The sequence below is a fragment of the Allobosea sp. TAF32 genome, assembly GCF_052113585.1.
Lineage (GTDB): Bacteria > Pseudomonadota > Alphaproteobacteria > Rhizobiales > Beijerinckiaceae > Allobosea.
The window spans coordinates 619,230-639,362 of record NZ_JBFRDM010000002.1 but is presented as its reverse complement, the minus strand read 5'-3'; the positions used below and the strand labels follow the sequence as shown (position 1 = coordinate 639,362).

Annotated in this window: 18 protein-coding genes; 2 read left to right on the top strand and 16 right to left on the bottom strand. The window is 65.5% G+C overall.

Translation table 11 applies throughout. The annotated features are described in order from the left end of the window. Window positions 1-356: 356 nt before the first annotated feature. The 16 genes from AB4Z16_RS07550 to AB4Z16_RS07475 form a co-directional block, all read right to left on the bottom strand. Window positions 357-914: an HNH endonuclease gene (locus AB4Z16_RS07550; RefSeq protein WP_441510706.1), complete on the bottom strand. Its 558-nt coding sequence runs from the start codon at window positions 912-914 to the stop codon at window positions 357-359. Window positions 915-1,135: 221 nt separating this feature from the next. Further along, window positions 1,136-2,020, bottom strand: a complete 885-nt coding sequence (locus tag AB4Z16_RS07545; protein WP_441510705.1) for a 3-hydroxybutyryl-CoA dehydrogenase — start codon at window positions 2,018-2,020, stop codon at window positions 1,136-1,138. An 84-nt stretch (window positions 2,021-2,104) separates the two neighbouring features. Then, window positions 2,105-3,049 (bottom strand): electron transfer flavoprotein subunit alpha/FixB family protein, encoded by a 945-nt coding sequence (locus tag AB4Z16_RS07540; protein WP_441510704.1) that lies wholly within the window; start codon window positions 3,047-3,049, stop codon window positions 2,105-2,107. Next, on the bottom strand, window positions 3,049-3,795 hold the full coding sequence (locus AB4Z16_RS07535; protein WP_441510703.1) for an electron transfer flavoprotein subunit beta/FixA family protein: 747 nt from the start codon (window positions 3,793-3,795) through the stop codon (window positions 3,049-3,051). The genes AB4Z16_RS07540 and AB4Z16_RS07535 overlap by 1 nt, the downstream gene beginning before the upstream one ends. Before the next feature lie 165 nt (window positions 3,796-3,960). Continuing rightward, complete coding sequence (locus AB4Z16_RS07530) at window positions 3,961-4,620, bottom strand: rhomboid family intramembrane serine protease (protein WP_441510702.1); 660 nt, start codon at window positions 4,618-4,620, stop codon at window positions 3,961-3,963. A gap of 47 nt (window positions 4,621-4,667) precedes the next feature. Beyond that, window positions 4,668-5,249: a cob(I)yrinic acid a,c-diamide adenosyltransferase gene (locus tag AB4Z16_RS07525; RefSeq protein WP_441510701.1), complete on the bottom strand. Its 582-nt coding sequence runs from the start codon at window positions 5,247-5,249 to the stop codon at window positions 4,668-4,670. 60 nt (window positions 5,250-5,309) lie between these two features. Then, complete coding sequence (locus AB4Z16_RS07520) at window positions 5,310-5,906, bottom strand: acyloxyacyl hydrolase (protein WP_441510700.1); 597 nt, start codon at window positions 5,904-5,906, stop codon at window positions 5,310-5,312. A 155-nt stretch (window positions 5,907-6,061) separates the two neighbouring features. Continuing rightward, the gene (locus tag AB4Z16_RS07515; RefSeq protein ID WP_441510699.1) at window positions 6,062-6,250 is read right to left on the bottom strand and encodes a twin transmembrane helix small protein; all 189 of its coding nucleotides are present in this window, start codon (window positions 6,248-6,250) and stop codon (window positions 6,062-6,064) included. Window positions 6,251-6,317: 67 nt separating this feature from the next. After that, entirely contained in the window at window positions 6,318-7,598 is a 1,281-nt protein-coding gene (locus tag AB4Z16_RS07510) for a glycosyltransferase family protein (RefSeq protein WP_441510698.1), read from the bottom strand. 150 nt (window positions 7,599-7,748) lie between these two features. Next, entirely contained in the window at window positions 7,749-8,519 is a 771-nt protein-coding gene (locus AB4Z16_RS07505) for a polysaccharide deacetylase family protein (RefSeq protein WP_441510697.1), read from the bottom strand. Next, window positions 8,516-9,652 carry a glycosyltransferase family 4 protein gene (locus AB4Z16_RS07500; protein WP_441510696.1) on the bottom strand — a complete coding sequence of 379 codons (1,137 nt, stop codon included), beginning with the start codon at window positions 9,650-9,652 and terminating at the stop codon, window positions 8,516-8,518. Before AB4Z16_RS07500 ends, AB4Z16_RS07505 begins: the two co-directional genes overlap by 4 nt. Window positions 9,653-9,684: 32 nt before the next feature. Further along, window positions 9,685-10,875, bottom strand: a complete 1,191-nt coding sequence (locus tag AB4Z16_RS07495) for an ABC transporter permease (RefSeq protein ID WP_441510695.1) — start codon at window positions 10,873-10,875, stop codon at window positions 9,685-9,687. Beyond that, window positions 10,872-11,870 (bottom strand): ABC transporter permease, encoded by a 999-nt coding sequence (locus AB4Z16_RS07490; RefSeq protein WP_441510723.1) that lies wholly within the window; start codon window positions 11,868-11,870, stop codon window positions 10,872-10,874. The genes AB4Z16_RS07495 and AB4Z16_RS07490 overlap by 4 nt, the downstream gene beginning before the upstream one ends. A 6-nt stretch (window positions 11,871-11,876) precedes the next feature. After that, on the bottom strand, window positions 11,877-13,823 hold the full coding sequence (locus AB4Z16_RS07485) for an ABC transporter substrate-binding protein (protein WP_441510694.1): 1,947 nt from the start codon (window positions 13,821-13,823) through the stop codon (window positions 11,877-11,879). Next, a complete protein-coding gene (locus AB4Z16_RS07480) occupies window positions 13,820-15,703 on the bottom strand; it encodes an ABC transporter ATP-binding protein (RefSeq protein WP_441510693.1) in 1,884 nt (627 codons plus the stop codon). The genes AB4Z16_RS07485 and AB4Z16_RS07480 overlap by 4 nt, the downstream gene beginning before the upstream one ends. Before the next feature lie 97 nt (window positions 15,704-15,800). Beyond that, on the bottom strand, window positions 15,801-16,745 hold the full coding sequence (locus AB4Z16_RS07475) for a polysaccharide lyase (RefSeq protein WP_441510692.1): 945 nt from the start codon (window positions 16,743-16,745) through the stop codon (window positions 15,801-15,803). Window positions 16,746-16,940: 195 nt separating this feature from the next. Here AB4Z16_RS07475 and AB4Z16_RS07470 point away from each other — a divergent pair, with 195 nt between their 5' ends. Continuing rightward, a complete protein-coding gene (locus AB4Z16_RS07470) occupies window positions 16,941-19,676 on the top strand; it encodes an ABC transporter transmembrane domain-containing protein (protein WP_441510691.1) in 2,736 nt (911 codons plus the stop codon). Next, window positions 19,673-20,122, top strand: coding sequence for a Crp/Fnr family transcriptional regulator (locus AB4Z16_RS07465; RefSeq protein ID WP_441510690.1), 450 nt, complete (start codon window positions 19,673-19,675; stop codon window positions 20,120-20,122). Before AB4Z16_RS07470 ends, AB4Z16_RS07465 begins: the two co-directional genes overlap by 4 nt. Window positions 20,123-20,133: the final 11 nt, after the last annotated feature.

The following is a 20,133-nucleotide window of genomic DNA, read 5'->3' as shown; positions in this document are numbered from 1 at the left end:
AGGATACAAGCCTCCCGCGCCAGAGGTCTTCATCCCCGCCATGACCGCGAGGGCGGCTGCGCAACCCGGACCAGCTACGCCGCCCGCGCTGGTGTCGAGACCAACCGTCCACTAACAATCACCTTGGACCAGCCGGCGGGGGCGGATCAATAGCGTCGTAGAACGCGCGGGAACGCTCAGATCGTTGCTGCCGATCATGACGTGAGTGAACAAGGTTGTCTCTAAGATCACGGATCTTTGGGCGATTTTGCCCTGAGTTGCGTCAGCGCGTTACGCACTTTTGGTGTATGATATCTCGCTCTTGTAGGGAGAATGACGTACTTTTGGGGTGCGCAACAGCTGCTGCTGCCCAGGCCTTACGGCTCCAGCTCCGAGTCCCAATAGAGATAGTCCAGCCAGCTCTCGTGGAGATAGTTCGGCGGGAAGAGCTTGCCGTTGCGGTGGAGGTCGTTGACCGTCGGCGCGTAGGGTTTCTGGGCCGGGAACATCTCGACGGAGGCCGGCATCTTGTCGCCCTTGCGCAGGTTGCAGGGCGAGCAGGCGGCGACGACGTTCTCCCAGGTGGTGAGGCCGCCCTTGGAGCGCGGGATGACGTGATCGAAGGTCAGCTCGTCGCGCGTATTGCAATATTGGCAGGCAAAACGGTCACGCAGGAAGACGTTGAAGCGGGTGAAGGCCGGCGTCCGCGAGGGCTTGATGTAGCTCTTCAGCGAGACGACCGAGGGCAGCCGCATGTCGAAGCTCGGACTGCGGACGACCGTGTCGTATTCGGAAACGATGTTGACGCGGTCCATGAAGACCGCCTTGATCGCGTCCTGCCAGCTCCAAAGGGACAAGGGATAGTAGCTGAGCGGCCGGAAATCGGCGTTCAGGACCAGGGCCGGACAGCCGTCCGGCGATGCCATCGGATGCATCACATGCGCCGTCAAACCCGTCGCACCTCCGCTTCGTCAAGCGGGACGAATCCCGCCCTCAGATCAATGTAAGCGCGAGACGACAGGAATGTGAAGGAACTTATTGCGGGTGCGACAAACGCTCTCGCACGGGCGAGGTGCTTCCTCGCTCGTGGCAGCCGGCAGGCAGATCGTGGTGATTTCGGTCGATTGGCGGGTTCTGGCCCGCCGGCCCCGGTTCGTCAGCGGGTCGGAACGGGTTTCTCGCCGCGATAATCGTAGAAGCCGCGCTTGGTCTTGCGGCCGAGCCAGCCGGCCTCGACATATTTCACCAGCAGCGGGCAGGGGCGATATTTCGAATCGGCCAGACCGTCATGGAGCACCTGCATCACCGACAAGCAGGTGTCGAGGCCGATGAAGTCGGCGAGCTGGAGCGGGCCCATCGGATGATTGGCGCCGAGCCGCATGGCGGTGTCGATCGCCTCGACCGAGCCGACGCCCTCGTAGAGCGTGTAGACGGCCTCGTTGATCATCGGCAGCAGGATGCGGTTGACGATGAAGGCGGGGAAGTCCTCGGAGACCGAAACCGTCTTGTGCAGCTGGCCGACGAGGGCCTTGGCACGCTCGAACGTGCCGTCGTCCGTGGCGATGCCGCGAATCAGCTCGACGAGCTGCATCAGCGGTACCGGGTTCATGAAGTGGATGCCGATGAAGTGCTCGGGGCGGTCGGTCGCGGCCGCGAGCCGGGTGATCGAGATCGACGAGGTGTTGGAGGCGAGGATCGCCTTGGGCTTCAGATGCGGACAGACGGCCGTGAAGATCTTGCGCTTGACCTCTTCGTTCTCGGTCGCGGCCTCGATGACGAGATCGCAATCGCCGAGATCGGCAAGGCCGACCGCAGGTTCGATCCGCTGAACGGCGGCACGGCGATCCTCGTCGGCGAGGGCACCCTTCTGGACCTGGCGGGCCATGTTGCCGTCGATGGTGGCGAGCGCCGCCTTTATCCGGTCCTCGGCGACGTCATGCAGCTTGACGTCGAACCCGGCCACCGCGGCGACATGAGCGATGCCGTTGCCCATCTGGCCTGCACCGATGATACCGATCGTCTTGATCGCGTGGTCCGACATGGTTTGATCCCGGATAGTCTTCTTATGCTCCCGCAGGGAGCGGAACGGGCCGCCCTGAGGCGGCCCGGAACGATGGTCTATGCCTTACTTGCCGGCTTTGGCGAGTTCTGCGTCGAGCTCGGGCAGGACGGTGAAGAGGTCGCCGACGAGGCCGTAATCGGCGATCTGGAAGATCGGGGCCTCTTCGTCCTTGTTGATGGCGACGATGACCTTGCTATCCTTCATGCCGGCGAGGTGCTGGATCGCGCCGGAAATGCCGACGGCAATGTAGAGCTCGGGCGCCACGACCTTGCCGGTCTGGCCGACCTGCCAGTCGTTGGGGGCGTAGCCGGCATCGACCGCGGCGCGCGAGGCGCCCATGGCCGCGCCGAGCTTGTCGGCGACGGGCTCGATCACCTTGGTGAAGTTCTCGGCCGAGGCCAGCGCGCGGCCACCCGAGATGATGATCTTGGCCGAGGCCAGCTCCGGACGATCGGACTTTGCGACCTCCTCGCCCTTGAAGCTGGACGAGCCGGGGTTCTCGGCGGCAGAGACGTTCTCGACCGAGGCCGAGCCGCCTTCACCCGCCGCCTGGAAGGAGGCCGTGCGGATGGTCAGCAGCTTCTTGGCATCGCCGGACTGCACCGTCTGGATGGCGTTGCCGGCATAGACCGGGCGCTCGAAGGTGTCGGGCGCGACGATCTTGCTGACATCCGAGACCTGCATCACGTCGAGCAGCGCGGCGACGCGCGGCAGCACGTTCTTGCCGGTGGTGGTCGAGGGCGCGACGATGGCGTCGTAAGCCCCTGCGAGCTTCACGATCAGCGCCGCCAGCGGCTCGGCCAGCGCATGGCTGTAAGCGGCGTCATCGGCGAGCAGCACCTTCTCGACGCCGGCGAGCTTGGCGGCCGCGTCGGCCGCGGCCTTGGCGCCCTGGCCGGCCACGAGGATGTGGACGGGCGCGCCGAGCTGGGCGGCGGCGGTCAGCGCCTTGGCGGTCGCGTCCTTGACGGAGACGTTGTCGTGTTCGGCGATCAGCAGCGTGGTCATCAGATCACCCCGGCAGTCTTGAGCTTGGAGACGAGTTCGGCGGCGTTGGCCACCTTGACGCCGGCGGAGCGGCCGGCGGGCTCGACCGTCTTCAGAACCTTCAGGCGCGGCGCAACGTCGACGCCGAGCGTCTCGGCCGAGGTCTCGTCGAGCGGCTTCTTCTTCGCCTTCATGATGTTGGGCAGGGAAGCATAGCGCGGCTCGTTGAGGCGCAGATCGGTGGTGACGATCGCGGGCAGCTTCAGCGAAACCGTCTGCAGGCCGCCATCGACCTCGCGGGTGACGTCGACCGTGCCGTCGCCGACCACGACCTTCGAGGCGAAGGTGCCCTGCGGCCAGCCCAGCAGGGCGGCGAGCATCTGGCCGGTCTGGTTGCAATCGTCGTCGATCGCCTGCTTGCCGAGGACGACGAGGCCGGGGGCCTCCTGCTCGACCACCTTCTTCAGGAGCTTGGCGACGGCCAGCGGCTCGACCACGCCATCGACCTTCACGAGGATGCCGCGGTCGGCGCCCATGGCCAGCCCGGTGCGGATCGTCTCGGCGGCCTGCGCCGGGCCGATCGATACCACGATCACTTCGCTCGCCTTGCCCGCTTCCTTGAGACGCAGCGCCTCTTCCACCGCGATCTCGTCGAACGGATTCATCGACATCTTCACATTGGCCAGCTCGACGCCGGACCCATCCGCCTTCACGCGGATTTTCACGTTGTAATCAACCACCCGCTTGACGGGCACCAAGATCTTCATCGTCAGATCACCGTTCAGAAGAGATGCGCCTCGCGCCGCGCCGTCCAAGACGGCAGAGTGGCGGCATCGCGGCCCTCGGCTGGAATGCGCAGGGACCGTAGCGACGCCGGTTTGGGCTTGTCAACGTCGTCCAAGGTCTGGTCGGAGGGGCAAAAGCGCACGGGCTTACCCGCCGATGGTCGGGCGGCCGAATAAGGGCACGCTGCGATGAATGAAGAGCGGGGTGAGCGCGGCCCCGGTCGCAAGCCCGCCAAGATGGGCCCACCAGCCGACATTGCCGTCGGTCTGGAACAAGGCCGAGCCGGCCTGCAGCAGAATCCAGCCGCCGAGCGCGTACATCGCGGGGATATGGATCGGAATCCAGTTGAAGGCGACGCCCCAGATGCGGACCTGCGGATAGAGCATCAGATAGGAGGCGATGACACCGGAGATAGCGCCGGAGGCGCCGATCAATGGCTGTTCCGAATCCGGATACATTCCGGCGTGGATGAGCGAACCGCCGAGACCGCAGAGGAAGAAGAACATGAGGAAGCGGGCATGGCCCATCGCGTCCTCGACATTGTCGCCGAAGACCCAGAGGAACAGCATGTTGCCGGCCAGATGCGCCAGATTGGCGTGGAGCAGCACATTGCTGAACAGCGTCAGCCAGGCCGGCAGATGGGCGAGCCCTTCCGGCAGCTGCGCTGTGCCGAACAGCACCGAGGGGATCATGCCGAAGCCGGCCATGATCGCGAGCTCGGCGTTCTCCCCGGGCCAGAACCAGAGCGCAACCTGGGCTGCTAGACAGGCGCAGATCAGCGCGTAGGTGATATAGGGAGTTCGCATGAAACGAAGTGGCACTCCGTCATGCAGGGGGACGAACATGGCGCGCCTCAGCGATTCTGGCCGGGCACCCAGAGAACGTCCCCGCCGGCCTTCGCGTTGAGGAAGCGGGAGGCGACGAAGAGGAAGTCCGACAGGCGATTGATGTATTTGAGCGCTGGCGGGGCGACTGTTTCCCCTTCCATGGCTGCCAGTTCCGTCATCAGCCGTTCGGCGCGGCGGCTGATGGTGCGGGCGAGATGGAGATGGGTCGCGGCGGGCGTCCCGCCGGGCAGGACGAAGGAGCGCAGGGGTGCAAGGCTCTCGTTCATCCGGTCGATCTCGGCTTCCAGGCGATCGACCTGCGCCTGCACGATCCGCAACGGCTCGAAGGCGAGCGCCTTGCCAGTTTCCGGCGTGGAGAGATCGGCGCCGAGATCGAAGAGGTCGTTGCTGATGCGGCCGAGCATGGCATCGACCTCGGCGTCTTCGCCCGCGGCATGGAGGCGCGCCAGGCCGATGCAGGCATTGGTCTCGTCGACGGTGCCGTAGGCGGCGACCCGCAGGTCGAATTTCGGGCGACGCGGCCCGGCCGTCAGCCCGGTGGTGCCGTCATCGCCGGTGCGGGTGTAGATGCGATTCAGCTTGACCATGCCACGCTTATAACGCGGCGCGGCGGGGACGGAAGTGCGGTTTTCTGCCGAGGCCGGTTGCTAGAACGTATAGCCGAGCCGGGCGCCGATATTGGCCGGGCCTCGCGGAGAGGATCCTGCACGGTCGCCGCAGCCTGCCGTGCTGAAATGCTCGAGCGTGGTGACCAGGTTCCAGCGATCGGAGAGCCGCACGCCGAGTGCCGCGGCCTCGCGGGTGCCGGTGTTGCAGCCGACATTGAGACGATTCTCGGGAACGACGAAGCCGCTCTTGCCGTCGTTCACGGCGGCGCCGAAGCTCGCCTCGACGAAGACGTCCCGGGTGACGTCGAAACTCCAGGTCGCTCCCGCATAGGCGTAACGCGTGCCGTTGAAGTTCAGGCTGGTGCCCAGGTTGAAGCGCGGGATGAAGGCCGCGGCGATTCGGTCCTGCAGGGGGATCAGGCGGGGCGAGAGCACTTCAGCTCCCACGTTGACGAGGCCGCCTTCGCGTCCGCCTGGGTTGGCGAGGCCGGCGCCGATGCGCGTTTCCCAGGCCGGGGCCGGCGGCTCTGTCGCGGGAGCGTAGCTGGAGACGTTGCCGGACAGAGAGCGGGTCTGTGCCTGAGCAGAGGAGGCCGCCAGACAACCGGCGAGGAGCAGCAACGCGACGCGAACCATGGGCCTTCGGCGGGGTGTGAGAGAGCAGGCGTTAGTGAAGCACACATACTCGTGTTCGGAATGTGGCAGAGCCCGTGCGGCCAAGGCTCCGTTCACAGCCAAGCGTTCGCGAAACATCAATGACGTCAATTCATTGGGCAGGATGCCGCGGAAGGTCAGCCGTTGCGGTACCAGAGCACGGCGACGATCAGGATGATCGCGACGAACTGCAGCACGACGCGCAGACGCATGAGCTTCTGCGAGGTGTCGGCGCTGCCGCCGCGCAGCATGTTCGCCAGGCCCAGCAGCAGCACGATGGAGACGGCGCCGACCGCGACCGAGACGAGAGTGTTCGAAAGCGTCATGTTGAAAGCCTGTAGAACGGAGCCCGAGCCTTGACCAGCGGCGCGATGCCGCGTCGGCAGCACTGGGTCAGCTGGTCGCAGCGTTCTGCGCGAGGGCCCGGCCGCGCACGGTCTGCGAGAGATCGTCCGAAAGCGCGCGGCTGATCGCCGGCAACCCTTCGAGCAGATCGGGCATGAAGGCCTGCGATGGCGGCGGTCGCTTCGCCAGGGCATGGAGCGCCCTCGCCATCACGAGCGGATCGCGCTCGCCCTCGCCGGTCTGCGAGGGGTCGCAGAGCATTTCGACCAGGCTCAGCTCGTCCGCGCGCTGCGCACGAATCGCCTGCTCCAGGCGAGGCTTCACGCGCGGCACGATCAGCGCCGGCTTGTCGAAGGAGAGGATCTCGCAAAAGGTGTTGTAGCCGCCCATCGCCACGACGCAGTGCGCCCGATTCATCAGCAGCTCGAGGCGAGGCTCGAAGCCGAGGCCCTCCAGCTTCGGGTTGCGGGCGATCCGTTCGGCGAAGTCCTTGCGCTTTTCGCGCGACATGAAGGGCCCGAAGACGATCAGCGCCGGCAGAGCGATCGTCGGGTCGGCTTCATAAGCCGAGATCACCCAGTCGATCACGCCGGCGCCATCGCCGCCGCCGCCGGGGGTGACGAGGACGAAGGGCTGCTTCGTGATCCGCGGATAGCGGTTCGGCGGCATCGGGCTCGGGACCGCACGCTTGAGATAGCCGACATAGCGAATCTTGTCGGCGAAACGCTGCTGTTCGGGCAGGCCGATCAGAGGCTGATAGATGCCCTCCAGCCCATAGACGAAGATGTCGTCATAGATGGTGTCGAGCGCTTCGAGCGCGCCGCTGTGGCGCCACTCCTCCAGCAGTGTGGCTGGATCGTCGAGCACGTCGCGCACGCCCAGCACGATGCGGGCGCCGCGGCGGCGCAGGATGTCGAGCGAGGGCTTCAGCTCGCCGCGCAGGCCGACGGGCTCCTTGTCGACGATGACGACGTCGGGATCGAAGGACAGAACGGTCTGCTTGATGAGATCGGTGCGCAGGCGCAGCGTGTCGCCGAGATCGAGATTGAGGTGATGCGGCTCGTAGCGGCCGTCGCTCTGCTTCTCGATGCCGGGAATGCGGACATAGTCGATGCCGTCGCCGAACTGGAAGCTCGAGATCACCGAAGAGCCGGAGACGATGATGACCGAGATGTGCGGAAAGCTGGCGATCAGCGCATTGGCGATGGCGCGGCAGCGGCGGATATGGCCGAGACCGAAAGTGTCATGGCTGTAGATCAGCACCCGCGGCGCATGCGGGCTGCGCGGCGCCCTTTCGGCCCCGACCAAATCGATGACGTTGGAAGACATCGGATGCCGCCCTCCGCAAAGGCCAGACGACCTCTTGGCGAGGACGAACGCAGCTCGGAACCAGTTGAAGCGCTTATAGCGCGGCGAGGTTCATCAACCAAGCCCGTGGCGGTGGCAATGAGCAAGGATTCATCTTAGCCGGTGGCAAGCCTATACTCTCGCAGGAAGAAGCTCGGCCGGATCAGCGAAATGCACGGCCGGATGGGCCTCGGCGAGGCTCAAGATGTCGTGAAGAACGGACCACGCGCCTTCGTCATGGTCGCGGTGATGCAGGAGCAGGCCGAGCGCGGCCGCCCGATCGGGGACATCGCCGCGCATCGCGATCATCTGTGCCACGATCTCGGAAAGAAGGTCATCCGGCCGCCGGCCCATGCGGCCGCCATGCCAGTCCATAACGTCGATTTGGGTGTTGAGCAGGCGCGGACCGCCGGCGGGACCGTGGCGATAATTGCGAAAGCATGACAGGCCGGAGAAGCCGAGGCTCCCGAGCCGGGCGGCATGTCCGGGATCGATGCGATTCCAGGGCGGCACGAAGACCGGCAGGATGTCGCTGCCGATCAGGTCGCGCAGACGGTCGCGACCCGCGGCGATCTCGCCATCGACGGCGGACTCGTCGCGCTCCGCGCCGAATTCCGACTTCTTCGCTCCGGCCTGTGCATGGTTGCGATGCCAGACGCCGTGCTGGCAGGGGCGCAGGCGAGGCATGTCCTCCAGCGCCGAGGCCAGGGCGGGCTCGGCCAACATCGGTATGACCGCCAGCAGCACAGGTGCACCATGGCGTTCTGCAAGATCCGAGAGCCGCGTCAGCGCCGGCGTCGGCGCGACCGCATCGTCGTCCCGAAGCCAGAGCCGGAGCTGGCGGCCGGCCGCCTGCCAGTTATCGAGCTCCCGCGACAGGGTCTGCCAATGCGTCTCGCTCATGACGCAGCGCTACCGGCAGCTTCGCGTTTGTCGCGGCGATGGCGGCAGGCGAGGTCGAGCCCTTCGGCCAGCCTGGCGGCGGCGCGGGCGTTCGTGCGCTCGTCCAATACGAAACGGCGCGCTGCGGCGCCCATCCGTTCACGGCGCGCCTTATCCTGCAGCATGGCGACGAGATGGCCGGCGAAAGCGGTTTCGTCGCCTTCCGGAGCCAAGAGCGCTGTCTCTCCCGGCACCACGGTGGCGGAGACGCCGCCGCTGTCGAAGGCGACCACGGGCAGTCCCACCGCCTGGGCTTCGAGATAAACCAGGCCATAGGCCTCGCGGACGCCCGGCCAGACGAAGATGTCGTGCCGTGCCAGCTCGTCGAGCGCCCGCTCGCGCGGTATCAGGCCGAGCCAATCGATCCGCCCTTGTGGCAGGCCCGCAAAAGCCGCTTCGATCACGGCGCGCTGGCGGCCATCGCCGACGATGCTGAGCCGCCAATCCGCATCGGCAATGCGGGCGAGAATGCGCGCGAGTGTCAGATAGCTGTTCTGTTTGGTGCCCTCGCGCATCATCGCGATGGTGATCAGGCGGGGAGGGCCGGAATGGTTACGGTGCCGCGGCGGCTCGTCCCCGAAGGTGATGAAGGGCGGGAGTTCCAGAAGGGCGGTGCCGGGCCGGCGCCAGGGTTCGAGCCCTTGGCGGTCGCGATCGGTGAAGTAGAAGTGGACATCGCCTGCCGCGAGGCTGTGCCGGACGATTTCGGTCTGGGCGCTCCATTCATCGAAGGCGCGTCGTTCGGAGTCGCTGGCCTCGGCGGTGACATAGGGGATGCCGAGTGCCGTGGCGATCCCGGGGCCGAGCAGGTCCGGGGCGCGGTAGTAGTTGTGATATGTGAACCAGAGATCGGGGCGCGGGATTCCGGAGCGATAGTCCGCCAGCAGTTGGTCGCTAAGCCTTGCAGCGTCGGCGCGATGCTGGTCGAGGCAAGCTGGATCGGCGCTGGGCAGGTAGCCGCGGCCGGCCCGGACAGGTTCCACGACATGGCCCAACGTCTCCAGCGCCGCGACGAGCTGGCGCGCCATGCGGCGGTCGCCGGAGACGCCGCCATCGTCGAACAGGTTCAGCGGAGTGTGGAATGCAATGCGCAAGGCGATACTGCAAAGGGGCGGAACGTGGCTGGTCAGCGATACGGATCGGCCGCATCGCGCAGGCCGTCGCCAAGGAAGTTGAAGGCGAGGATGATCACGATCACGGGGACGACCGGATAGAGCAGCCAAGGATAAAGCGCCACTACATTGATGTTCTGGGCCTCGTTCAGCATCACGCCCCAGCTGGTGATCGGGGGTCTCAGGCCCAGGCCGAGGAAGGAGAGCGCGGTCTCGCCGAGGATGGTCTTCGGGATGGTGATGGTGGCCGAGGCGATGAGATGGCTCATAAAGCCCGGCACCAGATGCAGGCCGATGATGCGGGCGGGCTTCGCGCCCATCAGCTGGGCAGCGACGACATAGTCCTCCTCGCGCAGCGACAGCAGCTTCGAGCGGACCGAGCGGGCAAGCCCCGTCCAGTCCATCAGGCCGAGGATGATGGTGATGCCGAAATAGACCACCACGGGGCTCCATGACGGCGGCATGATCGAGGCCAGCGCCAGCCAGAGCGGGATATGCGGCAGCGACTGCACGATCTCGATGATGCGCTGGATGAACAGATCGATACGGCCGCCATAGTAGCCGGCGATGCCGCCGATGATGACGCCGAGGACGAAGGAGACGGAGACGCCGAGCAGGCCGATCGAGAGCGAGATGCGGCCGCCATAGAGGATGCGCGAGAGCATGTCGCGTCCGAGCCGGTCCGAGCCGAGCCAGAAGAAGGTGCCGTCCTTCGGGGGGCAGACGAGGCGCCAGCTGCCCGGGATCATCCCCCAGAACATGTAGCTGTCGTCGCCGCGGCAGAAGAAGCGCAGCTTCTGCGGCTGCGTGCTGTCGACCTCGTATTCCCGCTTCAGATTCTCCAAGTTGAGCCGCATCGTGTACGGGTAGACGAAGGGGCCGATGAAGCTGCCTTCGTGGAAGAGGTGGACGCTCTGGCCCGGCGCGCGGATGAAGTCGGTATTGCGCGTCGTGTAATGGTAGGGGGCGAGGAATTCGGCGAAGGCCGCCATCGCGTAGATCGCCACGATGACGAAGGCGGAGACGACCGCGAGCTTGTGCCGGCGGAACTTCCACCACATCAGCTGCCACTGCGACGCGAGATAGACCCGCTCCTGCTGCGGCGTCATCACCTCGGTGGCATAGGGCTCGAAAGGCGCGGTCGAAGCCGCATGCGGCAGCGGCGCGCCGTCGGGCGGGAGCGTGTTGAGCGAGTTCGCCTTCACTTGGTCGCGGCCCCCTGAAGACGGATGCGCGGATCCAGGATGGCGAGCGCGATGTCAGAGATCAGCACGCCGATCACGGTCAGGAAGGAGAGGAACATCAGGAAGGAGCCGGCGAGATACATGTCCTGGGCTTGCAGGGCCCGGATGAGCAGCGGGCCGGTGGTCTGCAGCGAGAGCACGATGGCGACGACCTCGGCGCCCGAGACGATCGAAGGCAGGATGTCGCCGATATCCGAGATGAAGAAGTTGAGCGACATGCGCAGCGGGTACTTCCGCAGCGCCTTGCCGGGCGGCAGGCCCTTGGCGCGGGCGGTGACGTAGTACTGCTTCTGCAGCTCGTCGAGCAGATTGGCGCGTAGCGCCCGGATCATGCCGGCGGTGCCGCCGGCGCCGATGATGATGACGGGAATCCAGAGATGCTCCAGCACGGATCGGAGCTTGGCCCAGCTCATCGGCTGGTTGAGATATTGCGGGTCGACGAGGCCGCCGATCGAGAGGCCGAACCAGAGATTGGCGAGATACATGAAGACCAGGGCCAGCAGGAAATGCGGGACCGCGAGCCCGATGAGGCCGAGGAAAGTCAGCCCGTAATCGCCCCAGCTGTATTGATGCGTGGCCGAGTAGATGCCGATCGGGAAGGCCACGATCCAGGTGAAGATGATGGTGGCGAAGGAGACCAGCATGGTCAGCAGCAGGCGGTCGCCGACGATCTCCCTGACCGGCCGCTGATATTCGAAGGAATAGCCCATATCGCCCTGAAGCAGGCCTGCGACCCACCAGAAGTAGCGTTCGACCGGAGGTTTGTCGAAGCCGTATTCCTGTTTCAGGAATTCGATGCGGCTCATATCGGCCTTCTCGCCCTGTGCCTGCATTTCGGCCGCGAGAGTCTCGAAATAGTCCCCTTCCGGGAGATTGATCACGGTGAAGATCAGCGCGCTGGTGACCAGCAGCGTCGGGATCATGATCAGGATGCGCTTGAGGATGTAGCGGAACAGCACGGATCAGCCTTTGGTCTCTGGCCGATCGAACCAGAAGGTGTCGGGCATGTAGCGGCCGATGAAGGCACCGGGCTCGAAGCTGTAGAGGCCGACCTCGGGCACATTGCGCAGATCGCGGGAGACGACGATGGGTTGCAGCGTGCTGTTGATCACGCCGATGGTGAATACCTGCTCGGCATTGATGGCCAACATCTTGTGCCAGATGGCGCGGCGCTGGTCACGCGTCGAGCTCATCCGCCATTCCTCGTAGAGCCGCACCAGTTCGTTGACCTCGTGCGAGGCCGGTCTCTCGCCCTCGCGGCCGCTGGTCTCGATGAACTGGCCCCAGCGCGGCCACTGGAACTGCGCCGAGGAGGTCGGCGACAGCGCATCAGGTTCCATGTCGGAGGTGACGAGCGCGTTGTCCATGCCAGCCCAGGCCGACATGACGGTCTGGCCCGCGACGATGCGGCGGCGGAAGACGTCGCGTTGCGTGGAGCGCGGATAGATTTTGATGCCGACGGTCAAGAAATCCTGCTTGAGGAGGTCGAGGATGTCCGTCTCCTCCGTGTTCTCGCCGGCTGTCTCGATGGTGAATTCGAGCCTGCGACCGTCGGGGAGCAGGCGCACGCCGTCATCGTCGTGCTTGGTCAGGCCGATCTCGTCGAGAAGCCGGTTCGCCAGCCCGGGGTCATGCTGAATCCAGAGCGAAGCGAGCGTGGGATCGTAGAGCGGGCTTTCCGGCAAGGCCGTGTTGGCGCTTTCGCGTGCCAAGCCGAAGAAGATCACCTTGTTGACGTCGGCGCGATTGATCGCGACCGAGAGCGCGCGGCGATAGCGCACGTCGCGATTGAGGTCGCGCCAGACCGGATCGATGGCGTTCAGATTCGGCAGAAGCGCGAAATAGGAGCCCTCGGCCCGTTTCCAGAGCTTGACCTCGAAGTTCATCCGCTTCGAGGCCTCCTTGAGGAAGGTGTAGTTGTCGAAGCGGATGTAGCGGGCCTGAAGATCGGCCTCTCCCGCAGCCGCCTTGGCCGGGATCAGCGAGCTCGTACCGAGGGTCAGCGTGACCTGATCGGCATAGGGTAGCTGCCGCCCCTTCTCGTCGACGCGATGGAAGAAGGCATTGCGTTCGAACACGAACTGCTCGGCCGGCAGCGGCGTGGTGTTGCGCCAGGGCTCGAGCGTTGGAAGATTCGGGTTTTCCGGCCGGTACATGCGCGAGAGGCGCTCATGGAGCGCGCCCCAGTCGCGCACGCGGTTCTCCTTCACCCGCTGGACCAGCTCGTGCTTGGGTGCGTGCTTCTCGTGGAACTGCTTGAGGTAGCGCGACGGCATGAAGATATAGGTCGGTTGCGCGCCCGCCAGCGCCGGCAGGAAGATCGGGTTCGGCATCTCCCAGCTGTAGCGAACCTCGGTCTCGCTCAGCACTTCAAAGAAGGGGAGATTGCCGCCAGCCAGCATCGCCTGAGGCGGTCCGCCGGGCGACAGGCGCTTGTTGTTGGCGACATCCTCCCACCAGTAGCGGAAATCCTCGGTGGTGAAGGGCGAGCCGTCGGACCAGCGATGGCCGGTGCGCAGGCGCAGCGTGAAAATGCGGCCGTCCTGGACGTCGCAGCTCTCGAGAACGTCCGGCACGAGCTCCAGAGTCTCATCGTAGACCATCAGGCGCGTGTAGCCGTAGAGGGTCATCATCCGGACATCGCGCTGATCGCCCATCAGCATGCGGATATTGCCGCCATGGCGCCCCGGGGTGCGGCCGAGCTTGCCGAGGTTAATGAGGCGGGGCATCGCCGGCAGGCGCTGCGCCACCGGCGGCAGCGTCCCCGCGGCGACCTTCTCGGCGAAGAAGGGGCTGTCGATCGCGGGAGATTGAGCCAGCGCGCGGCGGGGCAGCGCGGCCCCGGCAAGCGCGACCGTTCCCAACAGCAGGGCGCCGCGGCGCGTCGTGTGCGAGCGACGGGAGGTCATGGGACCATCTCCCGCACATCGGCATTGGGCCGCGCAAGGACGTAGTGACCGCTTCCGAGCGATAGATGCGCCAAGGCAGAGGCGTCGGAACCGACCTTGAAGGCGTCACCCCAATGGCTGTCATCGGACGCACCGCCAGGCGCCGCGAGCTTGAAGTCGAGCTTGCGATCGAGATCGGGGAAAGGCACGGAGCGCAGCAGCGCCTTGGTGTAGGGATGGACCGGCTTGGTGAAGAGGATGTGGCGCGGTGCCAGCTCGACGATGCGGCCATTGGCCATCACCGCGATGCGATCCGCCATGTAGTTCACCACGGCGAGGTTGTGCGAGATGAACAGGAAGGTGAGGTCCCGTTCGGCCTGGAGATCCTTCAGCAGGTTGAGGATCTGCGCCTGCACGGAGACATCGAGCGCCGAGACCGGTTCGTCGCAGATGATCAGCTCGGGATCGAGCGCCAGGGCGCGGGCGATGCCGATGCGCTGGCGCTGGCCGCCTGAGAAGGAATGCGGATAGCGGTTCAGGAAGCGGACATCGAGCCCGACATCCTGCATCAGGGAGCGAACTCGTTCGTCCTGGGCAGCAGAGTGGCCCCTGTCGTGGACCGCGAGCGGCTCGCGCAGGATGTTCATCACCGTCATGCGTGGCGACAGCGACGAGACGGGATCCTGGAAGATCATCTGGATACGCGGGCGGAAGGCCCGCAACGCCTCGCCCTTCAGCCCGAGCACGTCGACCCGTTCATGGCCGTCGTCGAAGACGACTTCTCCCGAATCGGCTGTGACGGCCCGCATCACGATCTTGCTGACCGTCGTCTTGCCGCAGCCGCTCTCGCCGACGAGACCGAGGCATTCGCCGCGGCGGATGTCGAAGCTGACATCGTCGACGGCCTTCACGACGCTTTGCGTACCCTTGCCGAAGAAGCCGCGGGAGCCGGTGACATAGGTCTTGCGGAGGTTGCGGACCCGCAGGAGCGGCGTGTTCTCGCGATCTCCCGGCGGCGGGGCGGGGCGGGGCGCCGCCGGGGGGCGGGGCCTGGCTTCGCGCAGCGCGACGAGGCGCTCGCCCTCTTGCATGTCGAAATGCGGCGAGGCGTTCAGCAGCGCCTTGAGATAGGGATGGCGCGGCTGCCGGAAAATGTCCTCGACCGGGCCTCGCTCCAGGATCTCGCCATGGAATATCACCACCACCTCGTCGGCCATGTTGGCGACGACGCCGAGATCGTGGGTGATCAGCAGGATCGCCATGCCCATCTCGGCCTGGAGATCGCGCATCAGGTCGAGCACCTGCGCCTGGATGGTGACGTCGAGCGCGGTGGTCGGCTCGTCGGCGATCAGCAGGGCCGGCTTGCAGATCAGGGCCATGGCAAGCATGGCGCGCTGGCGCAGGCCGCCGGAGAGCTCGAAGGGATACAGCCCATAGGCGCGATGGGCGTTCTTGAAGCCGACGCGCTTCAGCATGGCCTCGATCAGGCCGCGCGCCTCGGCTTTCGGCATCGGCCGATGCAGGAGCAAGGCTTCCTCGATCTGGTTGCCGATGGTGTGGACCGGCGAGAGCGAGGACATCGGCTCCTGGAAGATCATGCCGATGCGGCCGCCGCGCAGGGCCCGGATCTCGGGGCCTTCGGCAGGCAGGGCCGCGATGTCGGTCACGCTCTGCGGCGCCAGCGGGTCGCGGAACAGAATCTCGCCCCCCGTCACGGCGCCCGCGCGGGGCAACAGGCCCATGATGGCCTGCGAGATCACTGATTTGCCGGAGCCGGATTCGCCCACGAGCGCGACGGTCTTGCCGGCGGGAACGCGCAGGCTCGCGCCCTTCACCACCTCGCGGGACAGGCCGTGAACAGTGAAGCCGATACGCAGGTCGCTGATGCGCAGGATATCCATAACCCGATCTGACGCCACCCCAGGAACCGTCCGCAATTCTCCTGACTTCACTAGACGTCTAAAGTTCGGTCTTGCCAATGACTTTCGACATAGCGACTCATTCGGCCGGACATTGGCCGAGCCGGATGACATCGCTGCAACGCGGCCCCCGGCGGAAACCGCCGTAGCTGACGCTCCAGGGCTGGAGGCCGGGGGCGCGGTAGGGGCCGAATTTGAAGTACTGGTTGGTGGCGAGACCCGGGCCGCTATGGCCGATATGCCCGCGGATGGTCACGATCGGGTCGCCGTTGGCCATGATCTCGATGTATCCGTCGCCATGGGGGCCTGGTTGCGATCGGATCACGAAATCGATCCAACCGTTCCGGGCCGCCGGCAGATCGGCATGGCGTGTGACCTGGATCCCCGGGGCACAGGCATCGAAATAGCCGGGGTAGCTTTCGCGCGCAGCGCCGGCCTCGATCGCGACCAGAGCCCGCGTCTGGCGAACCTTCGGGCGGTCGAGCACCAGGGCCTCGCCGGGGCGGCAGCCATCCGGGCGCTCGGGGCTCCCGATTGGATAGGACGCGATGCGATCCGTCTCGACGGTGACGCCGAGATGCCCGCGATAGAGCCGCAGTGCCAGGAAGGGCGAATAGTCTCCCACGGCGCCGGGGAGGATCTCTCGCTTCCATTGGGCGATCACATATCTGCGATCGTCCTGCGGCAGCGGGGCGTCGAGACGCAGGGCCAGCCCGTACCAGACCGTGCTGCCATAGGGAGCAAGCACCTGCGGGCGCTCCCAGACCTCGGCGCGCTCGCTGCAGCCGAGCTGATGGGGTGGGCAGGCCGCCATGACCGTGAGGGTCAGCGCGCCGGTGCCGGCCGAAGGCGAGGCAGGGCTGAAAACCATCCGGCCGGCGCGCTGCTCGACGTTCTCCTTGTAGAATAGCCCGCCCTCGGCGGCGAAACCGCCCTTGTCGAAGCCATCATGCAGGAGGTCGAAAGCGTTGCCGGCTGCGACTTCGGCGCAGGCGGATGCAAGGGGGGAAGCAACCGCGATCACAATAGCAGCACAGGCAATGGCCGCACGGAGCAACAGGCGCCTCACATCGACCCCCGACGCGGCGCGATCCCGGCTGTGCCGCAGGTTCAAAGTGGCTCGCATTGCACTCCGCCGCAACCTCACCACATATGGTCGCTCGCAGGGGCCTCGCCCCGATATGACAGCGCCGTCGGCGTTTCGCGACAGGATTGCCCTTTGGAGCCCAACCTCTTCCGTTACATCTGGCAGAAGAGTCGCGGCGAGCAGATCATCGTCCTGCTGATCATCGTTGTCTCGATACCCTTCAACTGGGCCTCGTTCGACGTCCCCAAGCGGATCGTCAACGACGCCATCCAGGGAGGGGCCTTCAGAGGCGGCAAGACCACCGCCACCTTCATGGAAATGACGCTGCATCTGCCGTCCTGGCTTGGTGGGGCGACCCTGAGGCTGTTCGAAGGGTTTCAGGTCAATCAGGTCGGGCTCCTCATGGGGCTCTCCAGCTATTTCCTGGTGCTCGTTCTGATCAACGGCGCCTTCAAATACATCGTCAACGTGCGCAAGGGCATTCTCGGCGAGCGCATGCTGCGGCGCATGCGCTACGACCTTTTCAGCCAGCTGCTGCGGTTTCGCCCGGAGGAAATCCGGGCAGTCAAGCCGGCAGAGATCGCCAGCATGATCAAGGACGAGGTCGAGCCCATCGGCGGCTTCGTCGGCGACGCGTTCATCCAGCCGGTCTTTCTGCTGAGCCAGGCCCTGACCGCGCTCGTTTTCATCATGGTGCAGAGCTTCTGGCTCGGCTCGATCGCCCTGCTGATCGTGCTGGCGCAGGCCATCATCATCCCGATCCTGCGCCGCGAGCAGCTGAGATTGGGCCGCGAGCGCCAGATCGCATCCCGCCAGCTTGCAGGAAGGATCGGCGAAATCGTCGATGCCGGGCCGATGATCCAGGGGCACGGCGCCGCGGGATACGTTCAGGCGGATATCGCCGCGCGCCTCGGGCGCCTCTTCGACATCCGCTACGAGCTCTACAAGCGCAAGTTCGCGGTCAAGTTCCTCAATAACCTGCTGGCGCAGGTCACGCCGTTCTTCTTCTATGCGATAGGCGGCTATTTCGCGCTGCAGGGACGCCTCGACATCGGCCAGCTGGTGGCGGTTATCGCGGCCTATCGTGACCTGCCTTCGCCGATCAAGGAACTGATCGACTGGGACCAGCAGCGCAACGACGTCACGATCAAATACGAGCAGGTGATTTCCCAGTTCAACAGCGACGACACGCTCGTCCTCGATGAGGCGAATGGCTGCTCGCCGCTGCCGGTCAAGGGAAGCATCCGGCTCGAGGGCGTGCAGATGCTGGACAATCGCGGGCAGCCGCTGCTGACGCCGCTTTCATTCAGCCTGCAGCGCCCGGGCTGCGTCGCGTTGATCGGCCCCCATGGCAGTGGCGGGGATGTGCTCGGCCGCATCCTCGGGCGACAGGCGACAAATTATTCGGGGCGGGTGCTCATCGATGGCGAACTGCTCGCGGACATGTCGGTCGAGCGGGCGAGCCATCTGATCGGCTATTCCGGAGACCAAGCGGAGATCATCGCCGGGACGATGCGGGACAACATCCTGTTGCCGCTGCGGCGGCGTCGGCCGGAGATCAAGTCCGAGGGGCCGGTTTCACCGGAGGAGCATCGCCGCTTTGTCGAGGCGGTCCGCTCGGGCAACTCGCCATTTCCGTTCGAAGCGGACTGGACGGATTACGACGGCGTCGGGGTCGCCGACGCGGCCGAGCTCGCGGCGCGGGTGCGCGAGCTGCTCGACGTGTTCGGCTGCACGCAGGACGTGTTCGAGCTCGGCCTGGGCGGCAAGGTGATGCCGCCGGTGAGCGCCGAAGCCACCGAGCGCATCATTACGGCCCGCCAGGTCGTGGCGGCGGAGCTCGAGCGCATCAATCTTGGCGAGCTGATCGAGCCCTTCGTCCTCGACCGCTACAACCGAAATGCTTCGATTGCCGAAAACCTGATCTTCGGGACACGGACCAGCGCCCGTTTCGCCAATGCGACGCTGCTCTTCGAGCCTTACGCCCAATCCATCCTCAAGGCGGAGGCCCTGGTCGAGCCGATGACCGAGATGGGGGGGCGGATCGTCGCGACCGTCGTCGAGATCTTCGCCGGCCTGCCGCCAGGGCATGCGCTGTTCGAGCGCTATACCTTCGGCGAGAATTTCGATTTCGAGCGCCTCAACGAGCTGGCGGCCATCCTGGCCAAGCACGATATGCGAAGCCCGCTCGACCAGGAGACGGAGCGCGACCTGGTGGCGCTGGCACTGGGCTATATCGAACCCAAGCACCGGCTGAACCTGATCGACGACCGGCTCGAGCGCCGTGTCCTCAGAGCGCGGGCAAGCTTCCGCAAGCACCTGCCGGCCGATGCTGCAGCCGATGTGGACTTCTATGCTCCCGATAAGGTCATGCTCGGCGCCAGCGTGCGGGACAACCTGATGTTCGGCCGTATCGGCTACGGCATCCCCGACGCAGGCCGGAAGGTGGCAGAGATCGTGCTGCAGGCGCTCGAGCGCTCAGGCCTCGGGGAAGCGCTGTATCGCCTCGGGCTCGATACCGAGAGCGGCATCCGCGGGCGCTATCTGCCGGCGCGTCTGCTGCATGCGATTCCTCTGGCGCAGGCTCTCGTCAAGGCGCCGCAGATCGCTGTGCTCGACGTCTCGGCCCTGCTCGCGATCTCCGACGAGCCGGAGAAGATCGTCGCCCGGCTACGCAGCTATTGCGCCGGTATGACCCTGTTTCTTCTGCTGGGAGATGCTAGACTCGTTGAGGATATCCCGATGCGGGTCGTTTTCCATGGGGCGACCGGCTCGGTCGAGGCGGGCGGGGCGCTCGAGGCGGCGAACGATGTCGGCGGCCAGGCGTTACGCTTTGCGGATGCCCAGCGAATGGAGGCACGGTCATGAGTCTGGAAGCCGATATCGGCTGCTTGCGCAGCCTGCCGCTGTTTCGCGACATGCCTCCCTCGCGGCTCAAGCTCGTCGCCCTCATGGGCGAAAGATTGCGCTTCGAACCGGGTGCAGTCCTGATCGACCAGAAGGACCGGCTGGACGGCGTCTATGTCATTCTCGAGGGGGATGTCGAATTCTCGCAGTCGCGCCCGGACGGCGAAGGGCGTCGGTTCCAGAAGGACGCCGGCAGCATTACCGGAGACGTATCGCTGCTCAGCGGCCGGCCGTTCATCGGCACGGTCAGCGCGAAGACTCCTGTCCTGGCGCTGAGAATTCCGAAGGACCTGTTCTTCGAACTGCTCCAGACCGTGCCGGAATTCAGCCTTGCGGTCTGCCGCGACCTGGCGGATCGCGTTCATCGTCTTGCGAGCGTTTTGCTCCGCGAGCACGAAACCGTTTGATGAGGTCCAGC

What these genes read in the sequence shown, in the direction of transcription:
- AB4Z16_RS07520 (WP_441510700.1), bottom strand. Translation starts at nt 5,906, where the DNA reads ATGGTTCGCGTCGCGTTGCTGCTCCTCGCCGGTTGTCTGGCGGCCTCC.
- AB4Z16_RS07515 (WP_441510699.1), bottom strand. Translation starts at nt 6,250, where the DNA reads ATGACGCTTTCGAACACTCTCGTCTCGGTCGCGGTCGGCGCCGTCTCC.
- AB4Z16_RS07550 (WP_441510706.1), bottom strand. Translation starts at nt 914, where the DNA reads ATGCATCCGATGGCATCGCCGGACGGCTGTCCGGCCCTGGTCCTGAAC.
- AB4Z16_RS07530 (WP_441510702.1), bottom strand. Translation starts at nt 4,620, where the DNA reads ATGCGAACTCCCTATATCACCTACGCGCTGATCTGCGCCTGTCTAGCA.
- AB4Z16_RS07480 (WP_441510693.1), bottom strand. Translation starts at nt 15,703, where the DNA reads ATGGATATCCTGCGCATCAGCGACCTGCGTATCGGCTTCACTGTTCAC.
- AB4Z16_RS07525 (WP_441510701.1), bottom strand. Translation starts at nt 5,249, where the DNA reads ATGGTCAAGCTGAATCGCATCTACACCCGCACCGGCGATGACGGCACC.
- AB4Z16_RS07535 (WP_441510703.1), bottom strand. Translation starts at nt 3,795, where the DNA reads ATGAAGATCTTGGTGCCCGTCAAGCGGGTGGTTGATTACAACGTGAAA.
- AB4Z16_RS07510 (WP_441510698.1), bottom strand. Translation starts at nt 7,598, where the DNA reads ATGTCTTCCAACGTCATCGATTTGGTCGGGGCCGAAAGGGCGCCGCGC.
- AB4Z16_RS07465 (WP_441510690.1), top strand. Translation starts at nt 19,673, where the DNA reads ATGAGTCTGGAAGCCGATATCGGCTGCTTGCGCAGCCTGCCGCTGTTT.
- AB4Z16_RS07545 (WP_441510705.1), bottom strand. Translation starts at nt 2,020, where the DNA reads ATGTCGGACCACGCGATCAAGACGATCGGTATCATCGGTGCAGGCCAG.
- AB4Z16_RS07485 (WP_441510694.1), bottom strand. Translation starts at nt 13,823, where the DNA reads ATGACCTCCCGTCGCTCGCACACGACGCGCCGCGGCGCCCTGCTGTTG.
- AB4Z16_RS07505 (WP_441510697.1), bottom strand. Translation starts at nt 8,519, where the DNA reads ATGAGCGAGACGCATTGGCAGACCCTGTCGCGGGAGCTCGATAACTGG.
- AB4Z16_RS07540 (WP_441510704.1), bottom strand. Translation starts at nt 3,049, where the DNA reads ATGACCACGCTGCTGATCGCCGAACACGACAACGTCTCCGTCAAGGAC.